This window comes from Chamaesiphon minutus PCC 6605 (assembly GCF_000317145.1).
Taxonomy (GTDB): Bacteria; Cyanobacteriota; Cyanobacteriia; order Cyanobacteriales; family Chamaesiphonaceae; genus Chamaesiphon; species Chamaesiphon minutus.
Window position 1 is genome coordinate 1,933,461 of the sequence record NC_019697.1, and the last position, 25,893, is coordinate 1,959,353.

Below are 25,893 nucleotides of genomic sequence, written 5' to 3' on the forward strand. Positions count from 1 at the left end.
CTAGTGCAACTACTCCTGTTGTTATGAATCAAACATTTACTGTCAATCTAATTTGGGGCATAATCCCATTTTTAGGCATGATTATTGGTGGTGCCTTTTGGTTGCATAACAGACGCGATCGAATCGCAAATGCTTCAATCCATTCGCTCGATCTGGCGAAAAAAGTGCAAACTATTTCCACTGACGAATTACCAATGTCAGAGTTAGATCCCAATCGATATCTGCCGATCGTTATCAAGGAGACAGAAGATGATGATGATGCCGAACCTCCCTATATCGGCTGGTTTTATTGAAATCGATGACTATTAATTATTATGCTCGGTTCGCTAATTAATCCGCTGATACTTATCCTCATATCTAACACTAAAAATGCTCGGAAATATCGTTCAGTGGGTAATTAACCGTCGCTGGCTGGTCGTACTAGCCGCTGCGATCGTCTCATTGTGGACAGTTTATGTCATTCCCCAGATGCCGCTGGATGTGTTGCCAGCTTTTGCGCCGCCACAGGTGGAAATCCAAACCGAAGCACCCGGACTCGCACCAGAGGAAGTAGAATCCCTAGTAACATTACCGATCGAGAGTGCTATCAATGGTACGCCTGGAGTCACTGCGGTGCGTTCTTCCAGTGCGGCGGGAATTTCGGTGGTACGGACGGTTTTTAGTTGGTCAACTGACATCTACCAAGCGCGTCAATTGATTACCGAGCGACTGCAACAAGCCGTTAGTAAACTACCGCCAGGAGTCGAACCGCCCCAAATGTCTCCCACCACTTCGCCCGTCGGTTTGGTGGTGCAGTATGCTTTTACTGTCGCCGATGACGCGAAAGCTGCTACTCCAAATTCCCTGATGGCAGCACGGCGGATTGTCGATTGGCAAGTGACAAATCGCCTTTTAGCCGTGCCAGGAGTCAGTCAAGTTTTGGTGTTTGGTGGCGATGAGCGACAGTTTCAAGTATTAGTCGATCCGGTCAAATTAGCAGCTTTTAATATTACCTTAGACCAAGTTACCCAAGCGACTAGAAAAGCAAATGTCAATGCCGCAGGTGGTTTTTATATTACCCCCGATACTGAGAGCTTAATTCGGGGCATCGGTAGGATCGAATCGATCGAAGATCTCCAGAAATCGACGATCGTATCTCGAAATGGCACCCCCGTCAGACTGCAAGATGTCGCCGATATTCAAATTGGTGCGGCACTAAAACGTGGCGATGGCAGTTTTAATGGTAAGCCAGCAATTATCGTGATGGTGAATAAGCAGCCCAGCTACGATACGCCAACTGTCAGCCGCGCGGTGGAAAAAGCGATCGCCGAAATCAAAGTTGGCTTGCCCAAGGATATTCAAGTTAAGACCACTTTTCGTCAAGATAGTTATATCGAATCTTCCGTCGATAATGTGCGTTCTTCGTTGATTCAAGGGAGTATTATTGCTGCAATTATCTTAATTCCATTTCTGCTAAACTGGCGAATTTTGGCGGTATGTCTGTTAGATTTTTTCTTAACATTACTATTTGGGATGTTAGTACTCTCATGGTTGGGAGTTGGTTTGAATACCATGACATTAGGCGGTTTGGCTGTCGCAATTGGAACCGCGATCGATGATGCGATTGTCTATGGTGAAAATACCTATCGTCGCTTGCGCGAAAATGAAGCTGAGGGCAATCCCCTCACCCCGCTAGAAATCATCTTTGAAGGTTCTCAAGAGGTTCGCGATTCACTCATCGGCGCGACGATTATTGGGATTATTGTCTTCTCACCAATTTTCACATTACCAGGAATTGAAGGGAAGATTTTCACCCCAATGGGAATTGCTTATTTAGCCGTAGTTGTCGTTTCTAGTTTAGAATCTTTACTCGTTTCTCCGGCGTTGTGTGCGATTTTATTACCCGCCACTAAGGTGTCACAGCGGGAACCGTGGCTGGCGAGATTTTGCAAGGCGATTTATAACGCATGTTTGAATTTTTCGATGAAAAATCCGCTCTTAATTATGGGGACTGCCACAGTTTTGACCGTCGCATCAATGATAGTTATTCCTTCATTTGGTAGAGCATTTTTACCAGAGTTTCAAGAACAGACAATGGTAAACACGCTATTGTCCTACCCGACTGTTTCTCTCGAAGTTAGCACCAAAGCGGGTCATGTCGTCGAGGAGTCATTGAAAAATGATAAGCGGTTTACATTCATCCAAACCCGCGCCGGACGCGCTGCTGGTGACTCTGATGCCGCAGGTGTGAATCTGGCTCACGTTGATGTCGAAATCAGTAAACTAGGGATGGAAAATCGGGAAGAATCACTCAAAGTCATGCGAACAGCCTTCGAGAAAATCCCAGGTGCAGCCGCAAATATTGGGGGGTTTTTGCAACATCGAATGGATGAAGTTTTATCAGGGGTAAGAAGTTCGATTGCCGTGAAAATTTTCGGTTCTGACTTAGCCGAGTTGCGGAAAATTGGGCAAGAAGTAGAGAAACAAATGGCAACAGTTAATGGTGTCGTCGATTTACAACTCGAACCGCAATTACCAGTACCGCAGATTCAAATTAAATTCGATCGGGATGCAGCGAGTCGTTACGGGCATACAGTAGGCGATCTATCTGAGACGATCGAAACTGCTCTTAATGGTAAAGTTGTTTCTAAAATTCTCGAAAACCAACAATCTTTCGATCTACTTGTCTGGTTGAAACCCGAAGCCCGACAAAATTTAGAAACCATTCGCAATCTTTTAATCGATACCCCCAATAATCAAAAAATCCCGTTAGCTAGTATCGCTAAGATCGAGCGAGGCAAAGGGCCAAATACCATCAATCGGGAAAATGTATCGCGCTTAATTGTCGTCTCAGCTAATGCCAAAGGTCGCGATATCCGATCGGTTGTTACGGAGATCGAAACTAAAGTTAAAAGCAACGTCCAATTACCAACGGGATATTTTATTCAATACGCAGGTCAATTTGAAGCGGAAGAACGTGCCACTAAAAATATTTTAGTTTTTGGCGCGATCGCGTTTGTAGCAATTACTGTCCTGATGTATCTTTCCGTTAAATCTATCCCGTCAACACTAATGATTATGATTAACCTGCCAATTGCTTTGGTAGGTGGGGTAATTGCAGTAGCTCTCACAGGTGGTGTGATTTCGATCGCGTCTTTAGTCGGATTTGTATCCTTATTTGGCGTAGCAACTCGGAACGGGTTATTACTGGTAGATAATTACAATACTAAATATGTCGAAGGAATGCCGATGAAGGAAATTATTGTCAAAGGTTCGATGGAGCGACTAAATGCGATTTTGATGACAGCTTTAACTTCTGGCTTGGGTTTAGCACCAATGGTATTCCAAGGTGGATCGGGACAGGAATTATTACAGCCGTTATCGATCGTGGTCTTTGGTGGTTTGTTTACTTCTACGGCGATTACGTTATTGGTACTGCCCGCTCTCTATGCCAAGTTTGGTAAGCATTTATTCCCGAAAAAAGAGGAAGAACCCAAAGCCGAACAATTTTTTATGCACATGTAAGCTATAGCAAGCTCAGTTGATTTTTATCAATTATGTTCTCGCTCGATTCATCACCAGTGATTTTCATATTCGATCGACTATTTACTTCTGTAGCTAAAAAAAATTGCATCAAGCTTACTCACTTCTCGCTAGAAGCTTATAGAATGAGGTTGTCGATATGTTGAGCAGATAGCCCAAAACCACGGTGTTCTCGTCGATCGATCCTATTCCAGCCGCAATGGCAAAGGCGATTGCTAGGTTACACTCTGCACCAATCGCCGCCCAGTCTTCTCGGTGCATTGGCACAGTTTCAATAAATGATAGAATTTCGTAGACAACTAGTACTGAGCGGCACAAATAACCATATGATTAGAGGAGAGCTTTTTTAGAAAAAGTAATATAGCAGATGCCAAAACTGGAAGCCGCCCAGATCGAATTGAGTGAATCAGAACGTCAAGAGTTAGCAAAATTACTCAGAAGAACAAGTACACCGCAACAGGTAGCCCTGCGGGTCAAAATTATTCTGCGGGCAGCGTCGGGTTTAAGCAATGGAAAGATTGCTCAAGAATTAGGGATTAGCGTCGAAATGAGTCGTCTGTGGCGGCGCAGGTGGAGGGAATTGTCTGCCAGAGAAGTAGCAGTAGGCGAAAGACTCAAAGATGCACTTCGACCTGGTAATCCAGGTACTTTTACGATGGAGCAGATTACGCAACTATATGCCATCGCCTGTTCGCCACCCGCGCAATATGACCGCCCGATAAGTCACTGGAGTGCGCGAGAGCTAGCCCTGGTGATGGTCGAACAATGTATCGTCGAATCGATTAGCGAACGACACGTTGGGCGATTACTCAAAGAAGCAGATTTAAAACCGCACCAGAGTAACTACTGGTTGAATCCCCCCCCGACCATCAATTTAAACCGAAAGTTGAAGATATCTGCTCTGTCTATGAACTAGCTCTGGTCAGAGCGATGGCCGGAGAATTAACTTTCAGCCTGGATGAGATGACTGGAATTCAAGCCCTAGAACGGCTGATGCCAGATATCCCCATGAAGCCAGGAAGTTGTGTCAAACAAGAATTTGAATACATTCGGCATGGCACTCAAACGTTAATTGCTAGTTTTAATGTCGCCACAGGCGCAATCGCTCTTGCAACAGTAGGAGATACACGAACTGAGCAAGACTTGGAGGTTCATGTGCGTAGCTTGATTGAACAATCCCCTAATGCGATTAAATACCATCTCGTTATGGATTGTCTCAATACTCATCAATCCGAAGCCTTAGTTCGCCTTACCGCTCAACTCGAACCCATTCCGATTGAATTAGGTTGTAAGGGCAAATCTGGTATTCTCCATTCGATGATTACCAGATCTGAGTTTTTGGCAGATCCTACTCATCGTTTAGTGGTACATTTCACTCCCAAGCATTGCTCCTGGATGAATCAAATTGAAATTTGGTTTAGTATTTTGGTGCGGAAGTTGTTACGAAGAGGAAATTTTAGCAGTACCGATATTCTGAAAACACGGATTTTAGAATTTGTAGAGTACTTCAATCGCACAATGGCAAAGCCGTTTAAGTGGACTTACAAAGGCAAACCATTATGTGATTAAAATACTGGCTTTATTTACGCCGCCCAGTACTAGAGCCTTTAAGCGTTTTTCCGATCGAGTATTTTACTAAAGATCGGCATAATTTGGGAATAAGATTGGGATGAGAATTTTACTAGTTGAAGATAACCAACAAATTGCCAGATCGCTAACAGAGGTACTAGTAAAACACAACTATACCGTCGATCTGGCAATGGACGGGAAAATTGGGTGGCAATATATTGAAGGTCTGACCTACGATCTAATCTTGCTGGATCTCATGCTACCCAAGATTGATGGAATTACTCTGTGTCGGCAGTTGAGATCGATTGGCATTACAACGCCAGTATTAATGCTGACTGCAAAGGATACCAGCATGGACAGGGTATTGGGTTTAGATGTTGGAGCAGATGATTATGTTGTAAAACCATTCGATCTCCCAGAATTATTTGCCAGAATTCGAGCATTGTTGCGGCGCGGTAATATTGGTGCATCCCCTTTGCTCGCGTGGGAACACTTGGAACTCGATCCTAGTAATGAGATCGTCCGTTATCAAGGGAATATACTGAAGTTAACTTCTAAAGAATACGCTATTTTAGAACTACTGCTGCGGACTGGAAATCGAACACTAAGCCGCAGTGCCATAATCGATCGATTGTGGACAATGGACAATCTGCCACAAGAAGATGCAATTAAGTTTCATGTCAAGGAATTACGTAAAAAGCTAAAACTTGCAGGCGCACCTGTCGATTTGATTGAAACCGTATATGGTTTAGGGTACCGACTGAAGCCAATTTAAAACACCGATGAGCAGATATTCCCAGCCAGCCAAACAGTCGATTCGCATTCTGCAAGGCTACGCCAACGGCAATGGCGATCGGTATTCTAGACTGCGGTGGCGGTTATTACTATCTTATTTAGCGGTCATGCTAGCAACATTTGGCATTTCTGGGCTAGCAACTTATGGGTTGTTTTTAAAAAGTTTGCATCGTGGCATGGACGATCGATTGAGCGTACTAGCCGATGGAGCGGCGCATAGTCTGACAGATGTGCAGAAACAATGGTTGACACAGGTGATGCGGAAGAGAGTCGATCCGACTCAGCTAGCACCGACACTCCCAATCGATAACGATGGAGATCTAGATATTTCTTGGCAAAATATGCGATCCCCCAGACAGAGAATTGAATGGTTTGATAAGCGTTCTCAGTTATTAGCAACCAGTGGGCGAACCTTTGATTTCGTTCCCTTACAACCCGATCGACCTTCTGCTCACAACAATCAACTCTACTCGCTCACCCGATCGATTTATAAAAATATTAACGGGCAAAAGATGCTTCAGGGCTATATCCGAGTTAGTGAATCGGTAGAAGTATTAGAAGGCGAATTAAGCTACTTACGATGGGTATTGGGATTAGGGGGAATTGTGGGATTGGGGCTAACGGGGCTGGGGAGCATCTGGTTAACTCAGCAGTCGCTTCAGCCAATTCAACGGAATTTACAGCAACTGCAACAGTTTACTGTTGATGCCTCCCATGAATTACGCAGCCCACTAACCGCTGTAAAAATTGAGGTTGATGGGCTGCGGAGCGATCTAGCAGATTTGCTGCCCGTCAATCGACATCGAGTTGAAGTAATCTCCAAAGGTATCGAACAAATCCGCTATCTGGTTGAAGATTTGTTGCTATTAACTCGGCTGGATGTGAATCTCGGTTCCCAAGAGCGGCAACTAATCGCGATCGACGAAATCTTAGAAGATCTGTTGGAATTACTTGAATCTCAGGCACAAAATAGACAAATCACCCTCAATTCCAAGCTGTTATCTCATGCTCATGTCAATGGAGATCGCACTCAGCTACCACGCCTGTTTCGGAATTTGCTAGATAATGCCTTGAAGTATACACCTAGTGGTGGAAACATAACGGTAACGATGGATCGGGTAAAAGGTGCTGTTAATGTCAAAATTATCGATACGGGAGTGGGGATCGCTGAGGAACACTTGCCACTGGTGTTCGATCGATTTTGGCAAGCAGATATTGATGGCGCAGACGATCGCGGCGGCTTAGGTTTGGGATTAGCGATTGCTCAGTCGATTGCCCGATCGCACCAAGGTGAGATTCGAGTTGATAGTCAGTTAGATCGGGGTAGTTGTTTCCACGTAAAACTGCCATTAGCTTAGAATTATTCTTCCTCCCGACTTCCTTCCTTTTTTTCTATATACTGTGGGTACTCGATCGTCAAAACAGGCTGGATCGATACTTACCCCGATATACACCCCCAACAATAGTTATGGTGCGAATTTGGCAATTGTTGCGCGATCGGTTATTGCTAATGATGACCAATATTTATCAGATGGTTGCTACTTCAGCATCAAATTCCACTGACGCACCAGAAACTTTTGTTGCTTTAATAGATCGATACTCTACAGCTCAAAAATCTGATTTGATGGTTTTAAAATTAATTGTTGAATTGACTAAAATTGCGATCGAAGCAGATAACTTAGATGCAGCAAAAACTGAATTTGCTGAGTTTGAGGCATATTGGCGACAGACAGCAGATTTGGTAAAGGCTGGTAATATGGATGCTTATCACGCCATTGAAGATGTAACACGGTCGATAGCGAACGGCATTGCTAACCAGCAAAGTAATGAAATTTTATTAGCCAAATTACTAAAACTTAGAGAGAGTATCGATCTAGCAAGTGATGTATTATCTTCAAATTAGATCGACCAAGGTTTCTAAAACTATACTTTGGAGGATCGCACATAGAACCACTCCAACCCAACCCACTCTCGATTTACAATAACATTCATTAATGGATATGAAAATTTTACAACTTTTCTGTGGTAGCCTAATGGCTTTTAGCATCACTAGCTGTACGAACAAACCAGCCTCAGTCGAAAATTCGATCGCGACAACAAAAGCAGTCACTTCAGCACCGCAAAATAAAGCATCTGGTTTTACTGCTTTGCTAGAAGTAATTGGATCGACTGAAAAAGCGATCGAAGCAGGTAAATTAGATGGAGCAAAAATTGAATTTGCTAAATTTGAAAACTCATGGAAAACGGTAGAAGATGGAGTTAAGTCTAAATCTGCTGATACATATAAAGCGATTGAGAATGAAGTGGGATTAGTAAATAGTGGCATCGCCAGCAAACAAAGCAAGAATATATTACTAGCTAACTTGCAAAAACTTAAGCAAAGCATCATCAAAGCTAGTCAACAGCAAAGTGCTAGCAATTTTAAAGTTAGTAATCTTATCTAGCTACTAATTTCAAATAAGCTGTTATATATCTATTTTTTTGACTCAATTGCTTACAACAATGGGTCTAGAGTGCCCATAGAGTGGTTTTAATATCAGAAGCTTATTAGAATATCAGTGCTAAAGCACTATATAATTTGACAATCGAGCAGGGTTACTAGCGATGTTTTTTTCATCTAATTTAAAACGTTTATTTCGCAAATATCACCGTGGCTTGGCTTCGATTATTTTTATCCCCTTGATTTTGACTGTTGTTACAGGGACGATTGCAACTATTGTGACAGAATGGCAATTAAATTTAGGGGTTTCACGGAGTCTTTTAATGGAAATTCACACGGGTGAAATTTTTCATCTCAAAGCAATTTATCCTGTGCTTAATGGGGTCGGGACACTTGGACTGTTAATTACAGGGATTACCATGACTGGTTTATTCAATCGCAAGAAAAATTATATAGACTAGTAAACTGATGAGCTTTCAAACTGCGCGACCGTATACATTTTTGTCGATCGGGGCTGCGCTGATGACGATCGCGTTAAAAACTGGAGCCTATTTTTTGACTGGCTCGGTGGGACTATTATCTGATGCTTTGGAATCTGGGATCAATTTAGTGGCTGCACTAGCCGCATTTTGGGCACTGTCCTTCGCTGCAACTCCCGCCGACGAAGATCATCCCTTCGGGCATAATAAGGCGGAATATTTTTCGAGTGGCTTGGAAAGTATTCTGATTTTCATTGCCGCAATCGGGATTGCTGTAGTAGCGGTGGGACGATTGTCTTCGCCCCAACCGCTCGAACAGCTTGGTGTGGGGTTGTTCCTGACATTAGTTGCCACTGCGATTAATGGTGGGGTAGCGTGGATTCTATTGCGGGCGGGGCGGCGATTGCGATCGATTACGCTGCGTGCTGATGCCCACCATTTATTTACCGATGTCTGGACTTCTGGCGGTGTCATTCTGGGGATTTTTCTCGTCAAACTGACGGGTTGGCTGATTCTCGATCCGATAATTGCCCTATGTGTGGCGGTAAGTATCCTCGTGTCGGGAGTAAAAATGCTCCAAGAAACAGGCGCGGGGTTGTTGGATACATCGTTACCAGTAAAGGAACGCAGTCGAATTACGCATATTTTTAGTAGGCACGAACCGCAAGGTATCCGCTTTCACGCTCTCCGCACGCGAGTATCTGGTTCGCGACGATTTGTGACGTTTCACGTATTGGTACCAGGAAATTGGACGGTACAACAAGGGCACGATCTCTGTGAAGATGTCGAAGCAGCGATCGTCGAGGCATTACCAGGTACTAATGTAGTTTCGCACATGGAGCCGCTCGAAGATCCCAAATCCTGGACGGATCTAGAACTCGATCGATAATTTGGCTTTTTAAAATTGGCGATCGACAACCGCATTTGCCGTAAGATCCGATGCAACTTGCCCTACTCTCAGGTTCGAGGTTCTTTTCAACTAAATATTCAGTTTTCAGTAGATGATTGGACTGGCTGCACTCAAAATCAAATATTTGTTTATTTTTAAAATATTTTAGATCTTTCCGAGTTCTTAACTTTTATTACCTAACATCAGTAGCATTGGACATACATTTAGGAACTTACCCGATGAAACCCTTAGTAGAAAACAATCTCGTTCGCTATTTACCTGTGTTGCCCCGCACAGTCACCTTAAAGTGACTGAATTTGAAGATGGTCGAACCAATAATGATAGGGGAAAACACTCTTAGACATTGGAAGTTAAAGCCATCTAATTACAGTCGATCGATAGTTTTTATCTTCATAGGGTGGTGATAATTACGATCGATCGATTTATTTATAAAGATTGAGAATAATCCCAACTAAATCATTCAAATTAAGTACCGACAGCAGATCGAAACTTAATCGAGAGGAAATATATTGATGAATATTTTACTAACAAGTGTTGGCAGAAGAGTCGAACTACTCAAAGCTTTTCGGAGATCGATGAGCCAATTTAACATCAATGGTAAGATAATTGCTGCCGATTCAAAGCAAAATGCTCCGGCTTGTTTTATTGCCGATGCAGCCGAACTCGTACCTAAAATTAACGATCCTACTTATATCGACAGTTTACTAGATATTTGCACTTTCTATTCGATCGATCTACTGATTCCGTTAATTGACACCGAACTGCATCTCCTATCACTCCATCAACAGCAGTTTCGAGATCGGCGTGTAACTCTACTCGTTTCATCGGTAGCAACAAATGAGATTTGCTATAGCAAAAATAAGACAAGTATCTTCTTTGAGAAAATTGGTGTTAAAACACCTAAGATTTATAAATTAGATGAAGTTACCGAGCTAGATTTACCACTGATAATCAAACCCGACACTGGTAGTTCTAGTGTTGGCGTATATGAGGTTCGGAATCAATTAGAGCTAGAATTCTTCTCAAATTATGTCGAAGATGCGATCGTTCAGGAGCTAATCGCTGGTGAAGAATATACAATCGATGTCTTAGTTGATTTTCAAGGTCGGGTAATATCGATCGTCCCCAGATTAAGAATAGAAACTAGAGCAGGTGAAATTAGTAAAGGAATTACTGTCAAAAATCCGGCTTTAATTGCCGCAGCAAAACAGGTAGTCGAGTCTTTACCTGGAGCGATCGGTTGTATTACAGTACAGTGCTTTTTACAGCCCGATGGTGAAATTGTATTTATCGAAATTAACCCGCGTTTTGGTGGGGGCTATCCTCTATCTTATCGAGCTGGAGCGGATTTCCCTGGCTGGCTGATGCAGTTATGCACGGGTAAATATCCTCAAGTAGCGATCGATGAATGGGAAGATGGTTTGGCAATGTTGCGTTATGATGATGCCATTTTTGTCAAGGCTGATGGCTTTTTATTTAACTATAACCCAGCACAAATTTCTGTCGAAGTTACAAATTAATATTACAAGTATTGTAATCCATATCCACAGGTACGTTTTTTTATCAAATCGCTAAATACTATCTGATGCTTAATACAATTGTTAAATGGTCGATCGCCCAACGTTGGTTAATAGTCATCGCATCCCTCCTAATTAGTCTCTGGGGTTGGCGGGTACTCGGACAAATGCCCTTAGATGTGTTCCCCAGCTTTGCGCCGCCGCAGGTAGAAATTCAAGCCGATGCGCCTGGATTAGCACCCGAAGAAGTAGAATCACTGGTAACACGCCCGATCGAGAGTGCTATCAATGGTACTCCTGGTTTAGAATCCCTGCGCTCTTCCTCTGCCGTCGGGATTGCTTCAGTCAAGGCTGTATTTAGCTTACAAACAGATATTTATCGCGCTCGTCAACTAGTCACCGAACGGCTTCAACGGGTACAAAGTGTTTTACCCAAAGGTGTCGGACAACCAGAGATTTTGCCCGTTAGTTCGCCGTTGGGTTGGACGGTGAAATATGCTTTTTCGGGTAACGATATGATGGAAGTCTGGCGGGCTGTGAATTGGGATGTCCGCAACCGACTATTAGCCGTCCCAGGGGTAAGTAATGTCTTCCTTTACGGTGGCGATGAGCGTCAATATCAGGTGCTCATCGATCCAGATAAGTTGAAGGCATTTAACGTCTCTGTTGCTGACGTTACCAAGGCTGTCCAGAATTCTAATGCTAACGTGCCTGGGGGATTTTTGATTAGTCCCGATCGAGAGATGTTAGTGCGGGGGATTGGTAGAATTCAATCGATCGAACAACTCCAAAAATCGGCAATTAAAGCCATTAATGGCGCACCAGTATTACTCGAACAAGTTGCCGATGTTAAAATTGCCCCAGCCCTGCGCCGTGGTGATGGATTATTTCGCGGTAAACGGGCGTTAATTTTGACCGTAACTAAGCAGCCAGTAGCCGACACGCCGACGGTAGTTAAAGCTGTCGAAGCAGCAATGGCGGAGCTAAAAGCAGGATTACCTCAAGATGTCACATTTACAAAAACTTTCGACCAAGATCTATTTATTGAAGCCTCAATTAAAAACGTTGAAGAGGCTTTACGAGATGGGACGATTATTGTCTCTGCAATTCTGATTATCTTCCTGATGAACTGGCGGACAGTGCTAATTAGTTTAAGTGCTTTACCACTATCCCTATTGCTAGGATTAATTATTCTAAATTGGACGGGACAGGGTTTAAATACCATGACTCTGGGTGGTTTGGTAGTAGCAATTGGCTCGGTAGTTGATGATGCGATCGTCGATATGGAAAATGTCTATCGACGGTTGCGAGAAAATCAAGTTGCTACTAATCCAAAACCACCTTTGCAAGTCGTATTTGACGGCTCGGTGGAAGTTAGAGTCAGCGTGTTATTTTCGACAGTAATTATTGCTGTCGTCTTCGCTCCGATATTTGTTTTATCAGGCGTAGAAGGACGGATCTTTACTCCAATGGGGATGGCTTATCTACTCTCAATTTTGGCATCTACATTAGTTGCCTTGACGCTCACACCTGCCCTTTGTGCGCTACTTTTAGCCAATCGCAGACTACCTAGTTCCGAAACTTTTGTCGAGAAAATGGCACACCGTTTCTATCGACCACTGCTGCTCCTAGCGATGAAATTTCCTAAGATAGTCTTGGGGATATCCCTAGCCGGATTTGTGGCTGCAATGGTCATTCTACCTGGCTTAGGAAAGGTATTTTTACCAGAGTTCCAAGATCGATCGCTAGTCAATGCACTCACACTTTATCCTGGGCAATCCTTGGAATCTACCGACCAAGCGGCAATCGCGGTAATGTCTGCATTTAAAGATGATAAACGATTTGATACCATCCAGTTTCGAGCGGGTTTTGCTCAAGGTGATGCGGATGTGGCTGGTGTGAATTCTGGTGAATTAGATGTCCAAATTAGTGAAGAGGGCGACAAAGATCGCGAAAAAACGATCGCTAGTCTCAGAACGGAACTCAACAAATTACCTGGAGTGGCTACCAATATTGGCGGCTTTATTTCGCACCGGATGGATGAGATTTTATCGGGTGTCAGAAGTGCGATCGCGGTGAAGATATATGGCCCAGAATTACCCGAACTTCGCAAGATTGGGCAACAAATCCAAGCTGCGATGGGCGGAGTTTCAGGAATAGTCGATCTTCAATTGGAACCGCAGATCCCTGTTAAACAAGTCGAAATTAAATTCGATCGAGCCGCCGCTGCACGGTATGGTTTGAGTATCGGCGACTTAGCCGAAACGATCGAAACTGGGCTAAATGGACGCACTGTATCGCAAGTATTGGAAAAGCAACAAACATTTAATCTAGTGGTGTGGCTGGATGAGAAATATCGCAATAATTTGGACGTATTAGGTAATTTACTCATCGATATTCCTGGCGGTCAAAAAATCCCACTCGCGCAAGTTGCCAAAGTAGAGTATGGTAATGGCCCCAGTACGATTAATCGGGAGAATGTATCGAGACTAATTATTGTTTCCGCCAACGTGAGCGGTAGAGACTTAGGCTCGGTAATTGCCGACGTGCGATCGAAAGTCAAAGAAATTACCCTCCCCAGCGGCTATTACATCCAATTCGGCGGACAATTTCAAGCCCAAGAGCAAGCAACTCAAACTCTAATTATCGCTGGATCGTTTTCTCTGGTCGCGATCGCAATTCTGATCTATTTTGCTGTCAATTCCATTCCTGCCACGCTGATGATTATGATTAATCTCCCACTCGCCCTCATCGGTGGCGTAATTGCTGTTGCTAGTAGTGGAGGGATTATCTCAGTTGCGTCAATGGTGGGCTTTATTACTTTGTTTGGAGTCGCCACCCGTAACGGATTGCTACTCGTCGATAACTATAATCATCGACTGGCTGAAGGACTTCCATTAAGAGAAGTAATTGTCGAAGGTTCGATGGAAAGGTTGGTAGCAATTCTGCTGACTGCGCTAGCTTCCGCCCTGGGGATGGTACCGCTAGTAATTGGTTCTGGTGCTGGTAAAGAGATTTTACAACCATTGGCGGTGGTGGTGTTGGGGGGATTATTTACTTCGACTGCGCTCACGCTGCTAGTCTTACCTGCGCTCTATTCACTATTTGGTCGATTTATTGTGAAGAAGAATAGCGAACAGAATCACAATCTAAGTGCGATCGCAGAACTGGACTGATTATGTATTTTGTAATTATTATTTATCGATCGAAATTTCATCTAAATTTCATAATAAACAATTATAGTGATTAGTATCCGAGTTAGAAGATCGTAATAATGATAAAAAATCTTACTAAAACAACGTTGATTAATGCGTTTCCCATCGATCGAACCGCTAAAATTTTAGGATTGCGTTTGTGGAAGAAATTAGATGGTCAGCGATTGGTCATCGATCGCACAGTTGAAGAAACCGATCCTATTCCTCCCTATGACGATCCTTTATATTGATAGATTGAAGTTTTATCTATCAATTGGGTGCGCTCTTCTTGAAATAGATAGATTTATTCAATCCTCTCTACACCGATCGCATACCGAAAGTCTTCGCTCAAACTGAGCGTAAAATTTACATGCAAGATGGCTCGATTTGACTAAAGATGTTTAATTGAGTTTGACGGCTTCGTCAATGAGGGGGGTGTCTTTATTTTATATACGGGCAGGGTGGTACCAGCACCCCCTCATCCAGGGAGCGAGTTAAATGAAGAAATAGTTTTAGATAAATCGACTTTATTGAAATGGACGGTTCAACGGTGACAGGTTTAGAAATCTATCGCAAATTAGAGCAAGAAAGATATGACTATTTAACTCTAACTGAACAAAAAGTAATTCGTCTTGGTGCTGCGGCCATCGCTTGTCAGAATGGGATAAAAGAATACAAAAAGCTAGGACAGACAGATAATTTTGACACAATGAAAGTTATGCTGGAGGACTTTCGTTATCGACTAGAAATAGCGATCGCCCAGCTACCGGAAGATAATATTCAGTAATTTTTAATCTGGCTCAGGTGGGTGAACTTGAGGTGCGGCGATCGACCTCTACATGTTCTGAAGTTGTTCGGCTGCCTTGCGAAGACGTTCTTCCTGCGCTTGAAGTTCGGGGGTGAAAGCTGCTCCAAAATCCTCAGCGGCAAAGATCGATCGAATCTCTAGTTCCGATTCTTGCATGGGACAGCGTTTCACCCATTCAATTGCTTCTGAGTCAGCGTTGGCTTTGTTATATATGCCGTCTCCGATATCTTTGTTCTACCTCATCCGCAAGGCAGCCGCCTCGATTGCAGCGATGTCGATCTTTTTCATCTGCATCATCGCATCGAACGCGCGCTTGGCGGCAGCGCGGTCAGGATCGGTTATCGCTTTTGTCAAAGCCAGCGGAGTAATCTGCCAGGACAGTCCCCATTTATCCTTGCACCAGCCGCACGCACTCTCTTCGCCGCCGTTACCAACAATCTCATTCCAGTAACGATCCAGGCAAATCGTATTCTTTGCTTGCTTAGTCATTTTAATTCTCCATTATGATGAGCCACCCAAAACTGGAGTCAACAATGCGATCTCAGTCAAGGGGCATTTGCTCGAACAATATTTCCGCGTCAATGTGCGGCCAGATGCGTACCTACCATTACGGCATTGCTTAATTGTGCTTCGTGCAATTAGATCCGCCCTCATTCCATCGCTGTTGGGGGCATGTGAAGACCGATCGTATTTCCTTCGGTATCGACTACCAAAGCCAGATCCATGTCTTGGACGTAAATTTCGCACCAAACAATGGGATTGGGTTTCATAATGTAACTCCTGTTTAATTTTGCAGTGATGGTATTGGTTTGTGGTCAAATCCTTGCTTTACTACGCAAGCCAAAAATTGAAGTGCGGAATGTGGGTTAAAATATTTCTCAACGAGTAGCATAGCGATTGATACAACCCCTGGAAACAAAGTGAATCCCTATGCAGGTGGATTGCAATTAATCATCCACGGGGTACCAAATTTATCGACCAGCATTCCCCAACGAGTAGCCCAAAAGGTTTCCTGGAAAGGCATCTTGACTGTGCCATTTCCTGCCAATGCGTTAAATATCCGCTCTCCTTCTTCCACATTGTCAAATTGGAGGTTTACATTGAAACCTTGGGGTTTTTCAAAGAACTCAGGTGGGAAGTCAGCACCCATCAATACCATGTCGCCCACAGTTAGGTGAACATGCATGATTCGATCGCGTTGTTCGGGAGGTGCTTGTTCTGCCATCGGTGATTCGCCGTAGCTCATCATTGCGATGATTTTGCCCCCTAGACATTGCTCGTAGAACTTAAACGCGGCTTGGCAGTCGCCATTGAAATTCAGATAAGTATTGGATTGCATAATGAACTCCTGTTGGTTAATTGAATGAATCGATTTATTCCTAAGCTGGTTCGACCTCACTTTCTTCCATGAAAAAGATTTCCCAAATGTGGCCGTCTAAATCTTGAAATCCATGTTGGTACATAAAACCCATATCGATCGGTTCTTTATAAGTGCTGCCACCTGCCGCGATCGCCTTGCGAACCATTTCATCAACTGCCGCTCGACTCTCAAACGATAAAGCTACGAGTACTTCTGCGCTTTTGGATGTGTCGCAAATCTCTTTGGGAGTAAAGGTCTTGAAATATTTCTCAACGAGGAGCATCACAAAAATATTTTCACCCACAAGCATACAGGTAGCATTTTCGTCTGTAAATTGCGGATTAAACTTGTAGCCGAGCTTAGTAAAGAAATCAACGGATTTATTTAGATCTTTGACGGGTAGATTCACGAAAATTTGAGTACTCATTGTTTTCTCCTTTAAAATTGAATACACCTAGAACACACGGATAGCCGTATTGCTTTAGCTTTCAACGATCGTCTCAAAACCACCGTAGATCATGCGCTTGCTATCAAAGGGCATCGTCTCTGGTTGTTGCATTCGCGGATCGGCCATTACCTTCTGATTCCCCACATCGCGCACTTCACGGGAAGGCCAAACGATCCAGGCAAAAACCACTGTCTCGTTTTCCTCACATTTAACCGCCATTGGGAAAGAGGTTAGCTTCCCATCAGGAATATCATCTCCCCAGCATTCAACCACTTTGAGCGCACCGTATTCTTTGAACACAATAGCTGCATCCTCAGCTATTTTTTGATAAGCGGCACGATTAGCTGTGGGTACTGCTATCACAAATCCATCTACATAAGTCATGAAAGTTTAACTCCTTTAATATCTAGTCGAACTGGGATTCATGCGATCGACACATCTAACAAATTTTTTGAGAAATTCTGTAAACGATTTAGATCGCCACTACTTCTCAGGCGGCAAGCCAGAAAGTTCTACGATCGGACGAATTTCGACGGTACCTTTACGGGCAGCAGGAATCCGTTCGGCGATCGCGATCGCTTCATCCAGATCCTGTGCTTCAATCAAATAGTAGCCGCCGAGTTGTTCGTGGGTTTCTGCAAATGACCCATCGGTCACTAGCTTTTTCCCTTCGCGCACTTTTACGCTAGTTGCTGTTGTCACAGAATGGAGCGGCGCAGAACTCACACATTGCCCGCTGGCTCTGAGCTGTTGGACTAGCTGCGAAGATTCCTCATAACAGCTCTCTCGCTCGTTCACCGTCCAGGCATTTTCATTGCCGTAAATGAGCAGCATATATTTCATGTTTTCCTGCCTCTTCTGTGTTGCTTTCATTAAATAATCGTTTGGCAATCCTCTCGATCGACAGCTCCTCAAAAATTCTTTTAGCCCAACTCTCGCAACCGTTTCTGAAGAAATCGCCGTTCTGGTTCTTGCTTCGCCAGAGCTAGAGCTTGTTGATAAGCTGCTCTAGCCTCATCAACCCTGCCCAATTTTCTACAGAAATCGGCTCTGGCTGCATGCGCCAGATGATAGTTAGCCAAATCGCCCCGCACTAAAATGTTGTCGATTTGCTCTAACCCTACTACAAAGCCATCTCGCATCGCCACAGCCACTGCTCGATTCAATTCCACGATCGGCGATGGCTCGGCTTGAATTAGTAGATCGTATAGAGCTACAATCTGCGCCCAGTCAGTTTCAGCAGCAATTGCAACCTCTGAATGCACTGCGGCGATCGCGGCTTGAAGTGTATACGACCCAACCTGTGAAGCTGATAGCGACCGCTGTACGAGCATCCTACCTTCAGCGATCTGGGATCGATTCCAGCACGATCGCTCTTGGTCTTCCAGCAGAATAATATCGCCTGTGGATGAAGTTCGGGCAGTGCGTCGCGATGCTTGCAATAGCATCAGGGCAAGCAGTCCAATTGCTTCGTCATCTGGTAATAGTTCTACTACCAACCGTCCCAATCGAATCGCTTCATCAGCGAGATCCGATCGGGTTAGCGATGCACCAGAGGAAGCCGCGTAACCCTCATTAAATACTAAATAGATAGTTTGAAGTACTGTATCTAAACGATCGGGTAAATCGGGCAGCGACGGCACTTGATAGGGAATATTTGCGGTGTGGATCTTTGTCTTTGCCCGCACGATCCGCTGTGCCAATGTAGCAGGAGCAATCAAAAAGGCACTAGCAATTTCTTCAGTCGTGAGTCCGCAGACTTCCCGCAATGTCAAGGCTACTTGGGCTTCTGGCGATAGTGCGGGATGACAGCATGTGAAAATTAGGCGCAATCGGTCGTCTTCAACATCCTCTTCATCTAGCAAGTTAGGATCGTTCGTGTCGATTTCTGGCAAAAATGAGTCAAAGCGGGCACGACGGCGGATGGTATCGATAGCTTTGAAGCGTCCCGCCGAAACCAACCACGATCTTGGATTTGCAGGTACCCCATCGCGATGCCATTGCGTCACCGCAGCAGCAAAGGCTTCATGTAGTGCCTCTTCCGCAAGGTCGAAGTCGCCGATTAATCGAATCAAGGTAGCGAAAACGCGACGCGATTCAGTCCGGTAGATCGTGTCCACTTGCGAACGAATTGGTTCGGCTGTTTGTTGATTCATCAGTCGAAATTACCGCATGTAATAGGGCGACGAGTCAAAGTTAATAGTACTATAGTATTATAAAAAGCTCTGAATGTCAAATCCTACAGCCACAAGCGGAATTTGGTAGTGAAGCTGGCAAAAAGATGAAATTCTTTATTTAGTTAAAGAGAAAATGAACGTTGCCGATGCAGCTAAAGCGGCTAATGTCCGAACGTGATTCCAGAATGTCCAATCTGTCAGGTATTTTGCCCACAAGACCGTACCTTCAGTGCTGTTGGGATCGACATTCGCCAACGCATTGTTGAGCGGTACATTCCCCAACATCGTTACCAAAATCGCGCCCACTAGATAGAGCAGGCTACCGATCGCTAAGTAGATCGTACCAGATTGATGCCAATGTATCAGGGTAGAAATAAATATAAATAAACAAGCTACAGCCGTTCCCAACAACGCCAACATGAACAATGGATTAATCGCCGTAATATTCATCGATTGCATGGCGGCAATTCCCCGATCTGGCTTGAGTCGCGCCAGGGCAGGCATCACAAAAGTCGAGAAGGCGAAGAAGACTCCAGCATTGAGTCCACAGCCGATCGCTGCTGCGAACGTCACCCAGAACAGATAACGATCTAACATAGTTATTTCCCTCCCCAGATGCCACTTGCCGCCGTTTGGCGTACATAGTCGGCGAAGTTGCGGGGCGGTCGTCCGAGGGCACGTTGCACGCCGTCAGCTAGTGGTGTATTCCGTCCGTCGAGCACGGTGGAGAACAGATATAAAACTAGTTCGATATAATCATCCGGCACACCTTGCCGGACAAGCTCTGCGCGGTAATCATCTGCTGGAATAGGAACGAACGTAATCTTCTGTCCCGTCGCGCGGGCGATCTCGTCGATCGCTTCTGGGAAAGTTAAGGCTTTTGAGCCAGTAATCTCGTAAAGCTGGCGCGAGTGTTGCACATCGGTGAGTGCGGCGTAAGCAATATCCGCAATATCATCGACATCGACAAATGGCTCTGCGACTGACCCCATCACTGGCAAAGCGACCTGCCCAGCCAGAATCGGATCGAGGAAAAAACTCTCGCTGAAATTCTGAAAAAACCAGCTCGATCGCAAGATCGTCCAATCCGCGCTAGTTTTCTGAAGTGCCCGTTCCGCCTCTTCTGCCTCCACTTCTCCCCGACCCGAAAGTAGTACCAGCTTCTCAACACCGCTGGCGATCGCTCGATCGAATAATGCCTCAACGGTTTCAAGGGCACCAGGCACTGCTAGATCGGGTTGATAAGCAACGTAGACAGCCTTCACATTTTGTAGTGCCCGATCCCAAGTATCCTGTTGCTCCCAATCGAAGGGTATTTCTGCCGATCTCGATCCGATTCGCACTTGGCGACCCGCCTTGAGCAGTCGATCGGCTACTCTGCGACCTGTCTTCCCAGTACCGCCGATAACGAGAGTGATACCCTTAATCCAATGTTCATTTGTCATCTTTTTTGGCTCCATTTACAGATCGAGAATGCGTAATCGGCGATTCAATTTCTGTCGATCGCGCAGCGTCAGCTTTGCTGAATCGATTACCATTCCAGCCTAGGGAAACGACTACTATCGAGCTATCTGATTCTTGTGAAACTAACAAAATCTTGCGGGCAATTCTCAGAATATTTGGTGAAATGCGAAAATGAAGATAATCAGATCTAGACGTATGGAGTCGATCCCATGAAACCGATTGCCAGCCATCAGCTTGTCTGTACCAGCCAGCCCCTGTTTTCGAGTCAAAGTCAGGGCTGGGAGCAGATCCTCGTCGAAGAATTCCATCATCCTGCTGGGGAGGGAAAAATACTCTACCCCAACGAACATGTCATTTGTTTGTCGCTCGCTCCCCGTCCGGTACGGTTACTGCAAATTCAGGGAGATAAGTCTTATACCGGACTTTATGGAAAAGGGGACTTGGCGATCGCGCCTGCTGCTGCACCCTTTTTTGCTCGGTGGGATAGTGACGATCGCCTATTACAGATCCGGATTACTGCTCGATTCATGGCACAGGTTGCTACCGAAGCCCTGGGGATGAATTCAGATCGGCTGGAAGTAATCCCCACGTTTCGGACTCGCGATCCGCAAGTTGAGGCGATCGCAATGTTACTACTTACCGAACTCAAACAAGAAAATCTAAGTAGTCGGTTGTATATTGACTCCCTAGTAAATGTGTTGGCGGTGCAATTGCTCAGACAATATTCAGCGTCGAAACCGCAGCTTTCGGTCTATGAAGGCGGATTGCCACACCGTCAACTGCAACAAATATTGGACTATATCCACGCACATTTAGAGCGAGATATCAAACTGGCAGATTTGGCTAGATCGATTGGGATGAGTCAATTTCACTTCAGCCATTTGTTCAAGCAATCGATCGGCACATCTCCTTACCAATATCTTCTCCAGCAGCGGATCGAACGGGCGAAGGAGTTGTTAAAACAAACAGATCGATCGATTGTTGATATTGCTTTTGAGTGTGGATTCAATAGTCACAGCCATTTGAGTAAACAGTTTCGACAGCTTACAGGCATGACACCCAAAAGCTACCGGAGCGATTGAAAAACTAGCTCCACTCGCAATCGGCTTTCCCGTACTTGTGGTAATAATCTAATCTTATCGAAAGGGGGAAGGGGTAAAGGGTAAGAGTAAACATTCGATCCTTGTTATTTTTCCCAAAATAGCAAGAGATTCCCAACAGAATTGACTTTAAACTATGTTGAGATAACAGTGACAATCTGGTTTCTCTAATAGAGATGCAATCAAAGCATTTGCCGCCACTGCTGCTAATAATCCACCGCCCATCGTGCCTTGAATGGTGATATGGGGTATGCCAGCAGCAATCAGTCGCCGTTTAGCAGCCGGAGCGTGACTGAACCCGATCGGCATTCCAATTACTAGAGCAGGTTGAATCTGGTTTTGTTCGATCGCGTTACACACAGCCATTAGCACAGAAGGCGCATAGCCGATAATCAGGATGGAATGAGCAGGAATTCGGTCGAGACGATTTAGCCACTCTTTATCTTGCCAGAATGCTTGTTCCGCTTCTACTACACCCGTGATGTGAGGATCGTCGATCAGCGTCTCAACTTGACAGCCTAAATGAGCCAAACGGGTACGATCGAGTGTAGCAGTCACAGCGGGTATATCCCCCACAATCTGACAGCCACTGCTGAGAGCCTCCCTTGCTGCGGCGATCGCATCTCCACTCAGTCGAACAAAATTAACCAAGCTCACATCTCCACAAGCCAGCACCAATTGAGAGAGCAAGTCTATTTCAATCTCCGATCGGCTAGAAAGATCTGGTAACAAGTGTTGTAGGGATTCCTTGAAGGCTTCTGGGTGAGAATCAATTGCGCCATCTAAGTGATGCCAAAGTCCTTCGAGTTCCCCCAGTCGATCTTGACTTTCTACTTCGAGGAGTTTCAACTGCGCGATTGCTTCGGCTTGGACGATCTGACAATCCCCATCCCGCCCTAATATTCCCTCTAACGCTGATGCTGTATGTCGCAACCTCGCCAATTGTTGAATGACGGACTGATATTGCTGCTGCAACTGAGCCATCAAGCTGGGACTGAGATCGATACCTGAATCGCTGGTGAGTAGCTGTTGGATGTGGGATAGCTGAAACCCTTGCTGTTTGAGAGCGACAATCCGCTGTAGCTGTTGAATATTTTGAGAAGTATAAAGTCGGTAATTGCCATGCGATCGCTGGGCTGGTGGCAATAAACCTAGAGTGTGATAATGCCTTACCATACGCGGCGTGATATTCCCGCCCACTGCGGCGGTGAGTTCTTTGATTGTTAAATATTCAGCTTCCATATTTTCTGAATCTCAATTTGTACCTTGACATTAACATTAATGTCAAGGTGTAGGGTATGAAGGCAATCTATTTATGTGGTCATGTCTTTCCCTGCTGTGTCTAGCTCCCGTTGGCAAACACTATTAAAAGAACACCCAGATGCGATCGCGGCGGGAGTTTGTGCCTTGCTGGTGTTACTTGGTTGGTTCACTCTCGATCGTGGGTGGCTGGGAGTGAGTTTGCTGATTCTGACCGCTGCTTATGTCATTGGTGGCTACGAAAGCACCCGTGAAGGGCTGACTACCCTATGGCGGGAGCAAGAACTTGATGTAGACCTATTGATGATTGTGGCAGCATTAGGAGCCGCCATTTTAGGGCTGTGGCGCAAAGAGTACTACTTTATTGTCGATGGGGCGATGTTAATTCTGATTTTTGCCATCAGCGGCGTATTGGAGGGCTACGCGATGAGTCGTACCGAGCGGAGTATCCAGGGGTTGATGAGTCTGACTTCCGATACCGCCCGCAAGCTTGTCGATGGGCAAGAGCAAATGGTAGCTGTGGCTGAGTTACAGATCGGCGATCGCGTTCTGGTGAAGCCAGGAGAGTTGGTACCGACGGATGGGATTGTCACGGAGGGGTTTAGCGCGATCGATCAAGCTCCGATTACGGGCGAATCGATGCCTGTTGAAAAAACCGTCGGCGATGAGGTATTTGCAGGGACGATTAATGGTACTGGCGCGTTGAAACTCCAGATTCACCAACCGCCAGAGAGTAGTCTGATTCAGCGGGTAATTCGCTTGGTAGAGCAGGCACAGACTGAAACGCCACCTTCTCAACAATTCATCGAACGGTTCGAGCGCGGCTATGCCAAAGCGATCGTCCTAATTGGCATTCTGCTAGGTACTTTACCACCATTTCTGCTCGGTTGGACTTGGGAAAATACGGTCTATCGCGCCCTAATTTTTTTGGTAGTGGCTTCGCCCTGTGCTTTGATGGCAGCGACGATGCCAGCACTGTTATCGGGTATTGCTAACGGGGCGCGACATGGGATTTTATTTAAGAATGCCGCACAGTTAGAAGCGATCGGACAAATTAAAGCGATCGCTTTTGATAAGACGGGAACCCTGACGACGGGCAAACCTCAAGTCGTTCGAGTGATGGCGGTCGATCGATCGACAGACAAATTACTCCAAGTAGCGGCGGCTTTAGAAAGTTTGTCCGAGCATCCCATTGGTGCTGCGATCGTCCATGCGGCTCAAAAACAGGGTTGGGAATGGACTGAAGCGATTAATGTTCAGTCTGAGCCTGGGCGGGGCATTATTGGCGAAGTTGAGGGGCAAATAGCTATAGTCGGTAAAGCCGCATTTGCTCAAGTGCAAGCAGCACCTTGTCCAGATGCTTTGACTGAACAGAGCCAAAAGTGGGAACAGGAGGGAAAAACTGTGGTTTGGGTTGTTTATGCCGATCGGATTCTGGGAATTATCGCAGTTGCCGATACCGTCAGACCCGCAGCAGCTCGATCGATCGTTCATTTAAAAAAGTTGGGGATCGAGCAAATTGTGATGTTAACGGGAGATAACCAGCGGACAGCCGACAGTATTGCCTGGGAAATTGGGATCGATAAAGTCTATGCCCAACTACTACCTGAAGATAAACTTGGGGTAATTCGTCAGCTCCAGCAACAATACCCCTCGGTGGCGATGGTTGGCGATGGTATCAATGATGCTCCCGCTTTAGCTCAAGCATCTGTAGGAATTGCGATGGGAACGGCGGGGAGTGATGTGGCACTAGAAACAGCAGATGTGGTATTAATGGCCGATCGTTTGGAAAAATTAGAGTATGCCATCCGCCTCGGTCGTCGCTCTGGGCGGATTGTCAAACAAAACATTGTTTTTGCCCTTAGCTTCATTGCGATCTTGCTGATTGCCAATTTTACTGGGAATATGACCCTACCCTTGGGCGTTCTCGGTCATGAAGGATCTACCGTACTGGTGATTTTAAGTGGTCTACGGTTGCTCAAAGATTAATTGAGAGGTTGAAATTCTTTTGTTCCAATGGACTTGACGACTTCTTGATATTTAGAATTTATGCTAACTTTTAGAAACTATTCTCAATAGTATCCTACTCTAATTATGAGAATTTTATTAGTCGAAGATGACGATCGAATTGCCGACCCGTTAGCTGAGGATTTACGCCATCAAAGTCATGCGGTCGATATTGCTTATGATGGTGTAGCTGGTTGGGAATTTTCGCAAGCAGCCAGTTATGATGTAATTTTACTCGATTGGATGCTACCCAAGCTCGATGGTATCCAACTTTGTCAACGACTGCGCCAAAGTGGTTGTCAAGCTTATATCTTATTATTAACTGCTAAAGATGCAACGGGCGATAAAGTTTTAGGATTGGATGCTGGCGCGGATGATTATTTAGTCAAACCATTTGAAGTTGACGAATTAACCGCAAGACTGAGAGCTTTATCTCGTCGTCAGCCGATCTATCAATCGGTAGTATTAACCCACGGCGAGATCGAGCTAAATCCGACTACTCATAGTAGTACTTATGCGGGGATACCATTAGAATTGACTGCCAAAGAGTATATGCTGCTGGAATACTTTCTCCAACATCCCACACAAGTTATTTCGCGGACATCATTACTCGATAAGCTCTGGGAATTCGATCGCATCTCTGGAGAACAAACGATTAAAACTCACCTCACCAATCTCCGACGCAAGTTCAAACAAGCAGGTTGTCAATACGACCTAATTGAGACAGTTTATGGGGTCGGATATCGGCTGAGGGATGTTTCACAATCGAGATAAATTATTTGCATTTTTAGAACTTCTCAATTTTAACTGCTACGCTCTCCATTGATGTCAATTTGGCTTCTA

26 protein-coding genes and 1 pseudogene are annotated in these 25,893 nt (G+C 45.0%); 17 read left to right on the forward strand and 10 right to left on the reverse strand.

What is annotated here, in order from left to right; all coding sequences use genetic code 11:
• The first annotated feature begins 23 nt into the window (after positions 1 to 23).
• From CHA6605_RS08935 to CHA6605_RS08995, 14 genes are all read left to right on the forward strand, one after another.
• Positions 24 to 293 (forward strand): hypothetical protein, encoded by a 270-nt coding sequence (locus CHA6605_RS08935; RefSeq protein WP_015159147.1) that lies wholly within the window; start codon positions 24 to 26, stop codon positions 291 to 293.
• A gap of 76 nt (positions 294 to 369) precedes the next feature.
• Positions 370 to 3,504 carry an efflux RND transporter permease subunit gene (locus tag CHA6605_RS08940; protein ID WP_015159148.1) on the forward strand — a complete coding sequence of 1,045 codons (3,135 nt, stop codon included), beginning with the start codon at positions 370 to 372 and terminating at the stop codon, positions 3,502 to 3,504.
• A 385-nt stretch (positions 3,505 to 3,889) separates the two neighbouring features.
• On the forward strand, positions 3,890 to 4,438 hold the full coding sequence (locus CHA6605_RS08945; RefSeq protein WP_041547833.1) for a helix-turn-helix domain-containing protein: 549 nt from the start codon (positions 3,890 to 3,892) through the stop codon (positions 4,436 to 4,438).
• A gap of 14 nt (positions 4,439 to 4,452) precedes the next feature.
• Positions 4,453 to 5,091 carry a transposase gene (locus tag CHA6605_RS08950; protein ID WP_041547835.1) on the forward strand — a complete coding sequence of 213 codons (639 nt, stop codon included), beginning with the start codon at positions 4,453 to 4,455 and terminating at the stop codon, positions 5,089 to 5,091.
• Between the two features lie 100 nt (positions 5,092 to 5,191).
• Positions 5,192 to 5,866: a response regulator transcription factor gene (locus CHA6605_RS08955; RefSeq protein WP_015159149.1), complete on the forward strand. Its 675-nt coding sequence runs from the start codon at positions 5,192 to 5,194 to the stop codon at positions 5,864 to 5,866.
• Between the two features lie 7 nt (positions 5,867 to 5,873).
• A complete protein-coding gene (locus tag CHA6605_RS08960) occupies positions 5,874 to 7,244 on the forward strand; it encodes a sensor histidine kinase (protein ID WP_015159150.1) in 1,371 nt (456 codons plus the stop codon).
• Positions 7,245 to 7,354: 110 nt separating this feature from the next.
• Positions 7,355 to 7,789, forward strand: a complete 435-nt coding sequence (locus CHA6605_RS08965) for a hypothetical protein (protein ID WP_015159151.1) — start codon at positions 7,355 to 7,357, stop codon at positions 7,787 to 7,789.
• Between the two features lie 97 nt (positions 7,790 to 7,886).
• The gene (locus CHA6605_RS08970; protein ID WP_157259930.1) at positions 7,887 to 8,330 is read left to right on the forward strand and encodes a DUF4363 domain-containing protein; all 444 of its coding nucleotides are present in this window, start codon (positions 7,887 to 7,889) and stop codon (positions 8,328 to 8,330) included.
• Between the two features lie 160 nt (positions 8,331 to 8,490).
• The gene (locus tag CHA6605_RS08975; protein ID WP_015159153.1) at positions 8,491 to 8,787 is read left to right on the forward strand and encodes a hypothetical protein; all 297 of its coding nucleotides are present in this window, start codon (positions 8,491 to 8,493) and stop codon (positions 8,785 to 8,787) included.
• 7 nt (positions 8,788 to 8,794) lie between these two features.
• Positions 8,795 to 9,694: a cation diffusion facilitator family transporter gene (locus CHA6605_RS08980; protein ID WP_015159154.1), complete on the forward strand. Its 900-nt coding sequence runs from the start codon at positions 8,795 to 8,797 to the stop codon at positions 9,692 to 9,694.
• Positions 9,695 to 10,227: 533 nt separating this feature from the next.
• The gene (locus CHA6605_RS08985) at positions 10,228 to 11,235 is read left to right on the forward strand and encodes an ATP-grasp domain-containing protein (RefSeq protein WP_015159155.1); all 1,008 of its coding nucleotides are present in this window, start codon (positions 10,228 to 10,230) and stop codon (positions 11,233 to 11,235) included.
• Positions 11,236 to 11,300: 65 nt separating this feature from the next.
• Positions 11,301 to 14,408 carry an efflux RND transporter permease subunit gene (locus tag CHA6605_RS08990; RefSeq protein ID WP_015159156.1) on the forward strand — a complete coding sequence of 1,036 codons (3,108 nt, stop codon included), beginning with the start codon at positions 11,301 to 11,303 and terminating at the stop codon, positions 14,406 to 14,408.
• Between the two features lie 98 nt (positions 14,409 to 14,506).
• On the forward strand, positions 14,507 to 14,677 hold the full coding sequence (locus CHA6605_RS35025; RefSeq protein ID WP_015159157.1) for a hypothetical protein: 171 nt from the start codon (positions 14,507 to 14,509) through the stop codon (positions 14,675 to 14,677).
• A 284-nt stretch (positions 14,678 to 14,961) separates the two neighbouring features.
• The gene (locus tag CHA6605_RS08995; protein WP_015159158.1) at positions 14,962 to 15,213 is read left to right on the forward strand and encodes a hypothetical protein; all 252 of its coding nucleotides are present in this window, start codon (positions 14,962 to 14,964) and stop codon (positions 15,211 to 15,213) included.
• A gap of 48 nt (positions 15,214 to 15,261) precedes the next feature.
• Here CHA6605_RS08995 and CHA6605_RS32775 read toward each other — a convergent pair.
• From CHA6605_RS32775 to CHA6605_RS09040, 9 genes and pseudogenes are all read right to left on the reverse strand, one after another.
• Positions 15,262 to 15,423 (reverse strand): annotated as a pseudogene (locus CHA6605_RS32775) (YciI family protein); the annotation flags it as partial.
• Between the two features lie 45 nt (positions 15,424 to 15,468).
• A complete protein-coding gene (locus CHA6605_RS09005; protein ID WP_232432232.1) occupies positions 15,469 to 15,723 on the reverse strand; it encodes a VOC family protein in 255 nt (84 codons plus the stop codon).
• Positions 15,724 to 16,162: 439 nt separating this feature from the next.
• Positions 16,163 to 16,573: a VOC family protein gene (locus CHA6605_RS09010; RefSeq protein ID WP_015159161.1), complete on the reverse strand. Its 411-nt coding sequence runs from the start codon at positions 16,571 to 16,573 to the stop codon at positions 16,163 to 16,165.
• A 40-nt stretch (positions 16,574 to 16,613) separates the two neighbouring features.
• Entirely contained in the window at positions 16,614 to 17,021 is a 408-nt protein-coding gene (locus CHA6605_RS09015) for a VOC family protein (protein WP_015159162.1), read from the reverse strand.
• A gap of 54 nt (positions 17,022 to 17,075) precedes the next feature.
• Positions 17,076 to 17,426, reverse strand: a complete 351-nt coding sequence (locus tag CHA6605_RS09020; RefSeq protein WP_015159163.1) for a DUF1428 domain-containing protein — start codon at positions 17,424 to 17,426, stop codon at positions 17,076 to 17,078.
• 99 nt (positions 17,427 to 17,525) lie between these two features.
• Positions 17,526 to 17,885: a YciI family protein gene (locus CHA6605_RS09025; RefSeq protein WP_015159164.1), complete on the reverse strand. Its 360-nt coding sequence runs from the start codon at positions 17,883 to 17,885 to the stop codon at positions 17,526 to 17,528.
• An 80-nt stretch (positions 17,886 to 17,965) separates the two neighbouring features.
• The gene (locus CHA6605_RS09030; RefSeq protein WP_015159165.1) at positions 17,966 to 19,198 is read right to left on the reverse strand and encodes an RNA polymerase sigma factor; all 1,233 of its coding nucleotides are present in this window, start codon (positions 19,196 to 19,198) and stop codon (positions 17,966 to 17,968) included.
• Positions 19,199 to 19,333: 135 nt separating this feature from the next.
• Positions 19,334 to 19,816 carry an anthrone oxygenase family protein gene (locus tag CHA6605_RS09035; RefSeq protein WP_015159166.1) on the reverse strand — a complete coding sequence of 161 codons (483 nt, stop codon included), beginning with the start codon at positions 19,814 to 19,816 and terminating at the stop codon, positions 19,334 to 19,336.
• Between the two features lie 2 nt (positions 19,817 to 19,818).
• Positions 19,819 to 20,664, reverse strand: a complete 846-nt coding sequence (locus CHA6605_RS09040; protein ID WP_015159167.1) for an NmrA family NAD(P)-binding protein — start codon at positions 20,662 to 20,664, stop codon at positions 19,819 to 19,821.
• A 228-nt stretch (positions 20,665 to 20,892) separates the two neighbouring features.
• Here CHA6605_RS09040 and CHA6605_RS09045 point away from each other — a divergent pair, with 228 nt between their 5' ends.
• Positions 20,893 to 21,765 carry a helix-turn-helix domain-containing protein gene (locus CHA6605_RS09045; RefSeq protein WP_015159168.1) on the forward strand — a complete coding sequence of 291 codons (873 nt, stop codon included), beginning with the start codon at positions 20,893 to 20,895 and terminating at the stop codon, positions 21,763 to 21,765.
• A 147-nt stretch (positions 21,766 to 21,912) separates the two neighbouring features.
• On the opposite strand, the gene CHA6605_RS09050 is transcribed toward CHA6605_RS09045, so the two are convergent.
• Positions 21,913 to 23,025: a precorrin-8X methylmutase gene (locus tag CHA6605_RS09050; protein ID WP_015159169.1), complete on the reverse strand. Its 1,113-nt coding sequence runs from the start codon at positions 23,023 to 23,025 to the stop codon at positions 21,913 to 21,915.
• Between the two features lie 81 nt (positions 23,026 to 23,106).
• Between CHA6605_RS09050 and CHA6605_RS09055 the strand changes: the two genes are divergently transcribed.
• Both CHA6605_RS09055 and CHA6605_RS09060 read left to right on the forward strand, forming a co-directional pair.
• The gene (locus CHA6605_RS09055) at positions 23,107 to 25,032 is read left to right on the forward strand and encodes a heavy metal translocating P-type ATPase (protein ID WP_015159170.1); all 1,926 of its coding nucleotides are present in this window, start codon (positions 23,107 to 23,109) and stop codon (positions 25,030 to 25,032) included.
• Between the two features lie 105 nt (positions 25,033 to 25,137).
• Positions 25,138 to 25,824: a response regulator transcription factor gene (locus CHA6605_RS09060; protein WP_015159171.1), complete on the forward strand. Its 687-nt coding sequence runs from the start codon at positions 25,138 to 25,140 to the stop codon at positions 25,822 to 25,824.
• Positions 25,825 to 25,893 lie beyond the last annotated feature (69 nt).